Consider the following 4,921-nt stretch of genomic DNA (forward strand, 5'->3'; position numbering starts at 1 on the left):
CCTCCGCGCCCACAGAGCGGCTGCAACCGGGGCCGGGCGACTACACGTCGCCCGGCACCGGCCGTCGCGACAGTCAGCAGTAGGAGCGTTCGGCGGTGGATACGTAGATCTCCGCGACCCGGTCGGCGGGGATCGGGGTGAACTTCGCATAGGCCTCGCCGACGCCCGCGAACTCCCGCAACACCTCGGGCCTCGGGGTCCCCTTGCCGAGGGCGTCGCAGGTGCCCTGCGCGTAGAGGATCTCCGCCGCGTCCATGCCCGTCGGAGGCAGCCCCGCGGCCCGCAGGCCCGACAGGTAGGACCGGCCCCTCTCCCCGGCATCGGCGACGACCTGGTCGGGAGATCGCGCATCCAATTCGGCCGCACGGGGACTCGCGGCCGGTGCCGACTGCAGCTTCGGCGCCGGGACCGGGACCGGCGGTGGTTCCGGTGCAATTGACTCCGGGGACGTCGGGGCTCCGGCTGGATCCCCCGCAGCCGGATCGGGACTTGCCGGCGCCGCGCGCGCGGCGGACTCCACGGCCTCCGCCGGCGCGATCCGAGGGGCCGAGGTCTCCGTGGCCACGACTTCCAGGGCGGACGCCTGTTGGGACGGGATGTCTCCCTCGCCGCACGCGGTGACGGCACCGCATCCGACGACCACTGCCGCGATCAACGCCGCTCGAGCAAGGACCATGGGCGCGATCATGACACAGAACTGACCCTCGAGTAACCGCACCTGACCAGCTACGACTTCTTCCTTAGAAAGCAACACAAAGCAATTTGAATTGTGCTAAGAATCGGGTTTGTCCGTTTCAAGATTTGCGCACCAGGGTCGACCCGATGGATTCGTCACCGGGTCGGCACGCGACCCGACGCGGGTCGCGTCTGCCATGCACGTGTCCATCCAGCATCTGTCCGACAGGTAAAGGAAGCACATGAACAACTCTCGACGCAGGACCGCCCGCCATCGCGCCGTCGCCACGCGAGCGATCCTGGGAATCGCGGCAAGTGGCGCGCTGGTCCTGACCGCCGCCCCCGCCTCGGCTGCTCCGGCGACCACGCCGGTACCGGGCGGCGCAGTCTGCGACCCCAAGGCCGAGGCCTGTCTCGCCGTCGTGGTGAACAGCGGCAACTTCGACAACAACGGCTTCACCCTGCCGATGAAGGACGGCGACATGATCATCGCCGGAACCCTTCCCGAACAAGGGGACATCATCCCGCGAGACGACGGTCACAACGGCGTGTACGGCAGGCCGATGACGGTGCCCGGCGGCGTGCTCGGGTTCGACCTGCCGCTGAACAACCTCTTCGGCCTCGCCGGCGTGACCTCCGAGGTGCAAGCCGTCTCGGTTCCGCACTTCAACACCGACAACATCACCGACTTCGACATGTCCCTCCCCGTGCGGCTGAAGATCAACAACACATTCCTCGGGGACAACTGCTACATCGGGTCTCCCGAGACCCCGGTGGTGTTCAACCTCAAGCCGGCCAACACCCCCGCCGATCCCCCCGGATCGACCATCGGAGCTCCCTACCCGGAGGGAACCGTGTCGATGACCAACGTCAAGAACGAGGCCACCGGGTTCGCGCTACCCGGCGCGACCGGGTGCGGCCCGTTCGGCGCGCTGAACCCAATTGTCAACTGGCGAGCCAAGGTTCCCAACTCGACAGGCACATCGCTGAACACGGTCTCGACCGGGTACCTGTTCCCGGCGGCGGCGGGCGGCACAGATCCGCTGACCGGCGCGGGCACCGGCGGCAGTTCCGGATCGAGCGGCGGTAGCTCGGGCAGCTGATCCCGGCCGCCACTTCGCCTCCGCACACCTTTCTCGTGAACGCACAGTCGCTGTTCACGGAAAGGTGTGCGGTCGCGCGACACGTCGTGGGCTGAACCGTTGGCGAAGGGCTACGAACCCTTACCGGCCTTCGCCGCCGCCTTCGCGGCCTTCTTGAACTCGCGCACCTCGGCCAACGTCTTGTCGTCGACCACGTCCGCGATCGACCGCCGCGACCCCTCGTCGCCGTAGGCGCCCGCCGCCTCCCGCCACCCGGGCAGCTGCACGCCGATCTGCTTGCCCAGCAACGCCAGGAAGATGCGGGCCTTCTGGTCCCCGTACCCGGGCAGCGCCTTCAGCCGTTTGAGAACCTGCTTGCCGTCCGGGTCGCCCTCGGTCCAGATCGCCTCGGTCCGGCCGTCGTAGTGCTCGACCAGGTACACGCACAGGTCCTGGATGCGCTTGCCCATCGACCCCGGGAACCGGTGCACGGCGGGCGGGGTGGCGCACAGCGCGAGGAACGCCTCGGGGTCCATCTCCGCGATCGTGTGCACGTCCAGCCCGCCGAGCCGATCGTCGAGCTTCTTCGGACCGGTGAACGCGACCTCCATGGGAATCTGCTGGTCCAGCAGCATCCCGATGAGCAGCGCCAACGGATTCGCGGCGAGCAGCTCGTCCGCAGCGGGGGTTCCGGCGAGATGCAGCGTGAGTGCCATGCCCCCGATCCTGCCATTCACCTCGACGAACCTGCGTGGGAACCATCGCGCCGCGTCGCCCGTTGAGTTCGGTACACCGTACGGAAGCGAGGATTCCTTGACTGCCACTCCGACCGAGATCGAGTTCGACCGCCAGATCACAGCACTCACCGAGGCGGGCTGTCCCGGCCTGACCGGGCTGACCGACGCGGACTTCGCGGCCGCGCTGGAACCCCTGCGCGAGGTGGTCCTCGCCCACCCGGAGAGCGCCGCCGACCACGGCGAGGACCACATCCCGTTCGTCCTGGTCGTGGCTCGCACCGCAACGGGCGCATCCGTCGACGCGTACGAGGCGATGGCGCGCACTCGCCTCGGCACCAAGCAGGGGTTCGCGGACTTCGAGCCCGCCGATCTCGCCCGGTTCCGGCCGATCGACCCCGTCGAGATTCCGGACGGAATCGGCTACGCGCTGCTGAACATCGACACGGGGACCGAGTACCTCAACGTCACGCCCGCGGCCGCGCTGGCGTCGCTGACCGCGATGGAACGCACCGGGCTCAGCGTGGCGGAGGGCATCTCCCTGCTCACCGTGCGCCCCGACATGCTCCGCAAGAACCGGTGCTTCTCGCTGCTCTCCTCACGGTGCGGCGACAAGCGGGTGCCCGCCCTGTGGATCAGCCAGCGTCGACCGAAACTGGGCTGGTGCTGGAACGGCAACCCGCACACCTGGCTGGGCTCGGCGTCCACCGGCGGCCGCGTCCCGCTGCCCTGACACGGGCGGGCGGCGTCCGACGGACCGGGCCTGTGGCCTACAGGTTGTCGAGCGCGTGCTCGGCGGCGGCCAGCAGCACGCAGGTCGCGACGCCGTCCATCGCCGTCTCGAGGTCCTCCATCGAGGGGAAGCTCGGTGCCAGCCGGATGTTCTTGTCCTCGGGGTCGGTCGCGTAGGGGAACGCGGAACCCGCCGCGGTCAACGCGATCCCGGCGTCCTTGGCGAGCCCGATGACGCGCTTCGCGGTGCCCTCGACCACGTCGAGGCTGATGAAGTAGCCGCCCTTGGGTTCGGTCCAGGACGCGACCTTCGACGCGCCGAGACGATCCTCGAGGATCCGCAGCACCGCCGCGAACTTCGGGGCCAGAATCTCGCGATGCTTGGCCATGTGCGCCCGCACGCCGTCGGCGTCGCCGAAGAAGCGCAGGTGCCGCAGCTGGTTCACCTTGTCCGGACCGATGCTCTTCTTGCCCACGTGCGACTGGTACCAGGCCAGGTTCGCGTCGGAGCTGCCGAAGAAGCTGACGCCCGCGCCGGCGAAGGTGATCTTCGACGTGGACGCGAATACGTACGGCCGGTTGGGGTTTCCGGCCTCCGCGGCGATGCCGAGAATGTCGTAGGCGGGCACGAACTCGTCCGCGAGAGGATGCACCGCATAGGCGTTGTCCCAGAACAGCCGGAAGTCCGGCGCCGCGGACGGCATCGAGGCCAGCGCGTGCACGACCTCCTCCGAGTACACCGCGCCGGTGGGGTTCGAGTAGGTCGGGACCGCCCACATGCCCTTGATCTGCGGGTCCGTCGCGACCAGGTGCGCGATCGCGTCGACGTCCGGCCCGTCGTACCGCATCGGCACGGCAATCATCTCGATCCCGAAGGATTCGGTGATCGCGAAGTGCCGGTCGTACCCGGGGCTCGGGCAGAGGAACTTGACCTTCGGTTCCTGGGACCACGGCCGCGGCGAGTCGACGCTGCTGTGCAGCAGGGAGAACACGATGAGGTCGTGCATGATCTCGAGGCTCGCGTTGTTACCGGCGAGCAGGTTCGCGGTCGGGATACCGAGCAGCTCGCCGAAGATCGCGCGCAGCTCGGGCAGCCCGGTCAGTCCGCCGTAGTTGCGGCAGTCGGTGCCGGCGCCGTCGCGGTAGTCACCGTCCCCGGGAAGGGAAAGCAGCGCCGCGGAGAGGTCGAGCTGCTCGGGTGCCGGCTTGCCACGGGTGAGGTCCAGAACGAGCTTCTCGGCCTTCAGCTGCGCGTACTTGGCGGACTGCCGTTCGTGCTCGGAACGGAGTTCCTCGTGGCTCATCAACCCAATCTGGGTTTGGGTAGGCATGCCGGAATACCTTTCACACCGTGGCGGCGGGGGTGGGACCGAGAAGAAATTAAGGGGACCCCGCGCACCCGGCAGAGCCCATTGACCCTTGCTGCCTTCCGGCCCTGGGGGAGTTCACAGGATGCGCGCCGCGCGGGATCCACCATGAGTGTAGCGAGCACCCGCGGCGGGTGAACACCGGGCCGGGTTGTCGCGACGAAGAGGCCCCGTTTTCGTCCTGCGCCGACGAGCCGGTATGCTCGCCCACGGAGGATTCGCCTAGTGGCCTATGGCGCTCGCCTGGAACGCGGGTTGGGTTAACGCCCTCAGGGGTTCAAATCCCCTATCCTCCGCCACACGACGGCCCCCGAACTCGAAGTTCGGGGGC

5 protein-coding genes, 1 tRNA gene and 1 other RNA gene are annotated in these 4,921 nt (G+C 68.5%); 3 read left to right on the forward strand and 4 right to left on the reverse strand.

Going from position 1 to position 4,921, the window contains the following annotated elements; translation table 11 throughout:
- Window positions 1-73 precede the first annotated feature (73 nt).
- The gene (locus ACFXGJ_RS23955; RefSeq protein ID WP_378625752.1) at window positions 74-676 is read right to left on the reverse strand and encodes a DUF732 domain-containing protein; all 603 of its coding nucleotides are present in this window, start codon (window positions 674-676) and stop codon (window positions 74-76) included.
- Between the two features lie 241 nt (window positions 677-917).
- Between ACFXGJ_RS23955 and ACFXGJ_RS23960 the strand changes: the two genes are divergently transcribed.
- Window positions 918-1,778 (forward strand): hypothetical protein, encoded by an 861-nt coding sequence (locus tag ACFXGJ_RS23960; RefSeq protein WP_378625753.1) that lies wholly within the window; start codon window positions 918-920, stop codon window positions 1,776-1,778.
- Window positions 1,779-1,888: 110 nt separating this feature from the next.
- Here the strand turns inward: ACFXGJ_RS23960 and ACFXGJ_RS23965 are convergent, their stop codons facing one another.
- Window positions 1,889-2,473, reverse strand: a complete 585-nt coding sequence (locus ACFXGJ_RS23965; RefSeq protein ID WP_378625754.1) for an HhH-GPD-type base excision DNA repair protein — start codon at window positions 2,471-2,473, stop codon at window positions 1,889-1,891.
- A 97-nt stretch (window positions 2,474-2,570) separates the two neighbouring features.
- On the opposite strand from ACFXGJ_RS23965, the gene ACFXGJ_RS23970 reads away from it, so the two are divergent.
- Window positions 2,571-3,224: a DUF5701 family protein gene (locus ACFXGJ_RS23970; RefSeq protein ID WP_378625755.1), complete on the forward strand. Its 654-nt coding sequence runs from the start codon at window positions 2,571-2,573 to the stop codon at window positions 3,222-3,224.
- Window positions 3,225-3,261: 37 nt separating this feature from the next.
- Here ACFXGJ_RS23970 and ACFXGJ_RS23975 read toward each other — a convergent pair whose 3' ends face one another.
- Complete coding sequence (locus ACFXGJ_RS23975; protein WP_378625756.1) at window positions 3,262-4,554, reverse strand: aminotransferase class I/II-fold pyridoxal phosphate-dependent enzyme; 1,293 nt, start codon at window positions 4,552-4,554, stop codon at window positions 3,262-3,264.
- 49 nt (window positions 4,555-4,603) lie between these two features.
- Window positions 4,604-4,698: signal recognition particle sRNA small type (gene ffs / locus ACFXGJ_RS23980), an RNA gene on the reverse strand.
- 103 nt (window positions 4,699-4,801) lie between these two features.
- On the opposite strand from ffs, the gene ACFXGJ_RS23985 reads away from it, so the two are divergent.
- Window positions 4,802-4,889: transfer RNA gene (locus tag ACFXGJ_RS23985), tRNA-Ser, on the forward strand.
- Window positions 4,890-4,921 lie beyond the last annotated feature (32 nt).

Origin of the sequence: Rhodococcus sp. NPDC059234 (assembly GCF_042754225.1) — a bacterium.
In the GTDB taxonomy this organism is placed as follows: domain Bacteria; phylum Actinomycetota; class Actinomycetes; order Mycobacteriales; family Mycobacteriaceae; genus Rhodococcus_G.

Bases quoted from the DNA above. Each gene is read 5' to 3' on its own strand.
- ACFXGJ_RS23975 (WP_378625756.1), bottom strand. From the start codon at position 4,554: ATGCCTACCCAAACCCAGATTGGGTTGATGAGCCACGAGGAACTCCGT.
- ACFXGJ_RS23965 (WP_378625754.1), bottom strand. From the start codon at position 2,473: ATGGCACTCACGCTGCATCTCGCCGGAACCCCCGCTGCGGACGAGCTG.
- ACFXGJ_RS23955 (WP_378625752.1), bottom strand. From the start codon at position 676: ATGGTCCTTGCTCGAGCGGCGTTGATCGCGGCAGTGGTCGTCGGATGC.
- ACFXGJ_RS23960 (WP_378625753.1), top strand. From the start codon at position 918: ATGAACAACTCTCGACGCAGGACCGCCCGCCATCGCGCCGTCGCCACG.